The sequence below is a fragment of the Hymenobacter sp. UV11 genome (genome assembly GCF_004684095.1).
Lineage (GTDB): Bacteria > Bacteroidota > Bacteroidia > Cytophagales > Hymenobacteraceae > Hymenobacter.
Genome location: NZ_SRII01000069.1, coordinates 1 through 491 on the forward strand (window position 1 = coordinate 1; position 491 = coordinate 491).

Annotated in this window: 1 protein-coding gene and 1 pseudogene; both read left to right on the top strand. The window is 65.4% G+C overall.

The window, feature by feature from the left end; translation table 11 throughout:
• Positions 1 to 283 (top strand): transposase (locus E4631_RS25725; protein WP_166647985.1); only part of this gene is annotated, 283 nt, incomplete at its 5' end.
• Positions 280 to 491: pseudogene (locus tag E4631_RS25730) on the top strand (hypothetical protein); the annotation flags it as partial. The gene E4631_RS25725 and the pseudogene E4631_RS25730, both read left to right, overlap by 4 nt.

The window sequence follows — 491 nt, forward strand, 5'->3', positions numbered from 1 at the left end:
AAAAGCCCCTCCCACGAAACGGCCGCGGTATGATGCGGCCTTCCGCGCCGAAGCCCTGCGTTTAGCTAGCGAAAGCCGCTCCACGCTGGCCGCCGCCCGTGCGTTGAACATTGACCCCAAACGACTCTATGCTTGGCAGAAAGCGGCCCAGCAACCCTTGCCCGCGGACCCGACCGAGGCCGCCGAAGTGCGCGCCCTGCGGCAGGCCAACAAACGCCTGGCGCAGGAGCTGGAGATTTTAAAAAAAGCCATCGCCATCTTCTCGACCACCCTGACCCCGTGAGTCAGCTACAGTTTATTGACCAGCAGCGCGTTCACTATCCGGTGCAGCTGCTTTGCCAGGCCCTCGGGGTGGTGCCCAGCCGCTACTACGCGTGGCGAAAAGGGGCGGTGGCGGGCGTAGTAGCCCCCGCGGAACCGGCCTGGGAAACGGCCCTGGTCGACGTGTTTGACGACCACCAGCGCCGCTACGGCACCCGCCGCCTACGCGT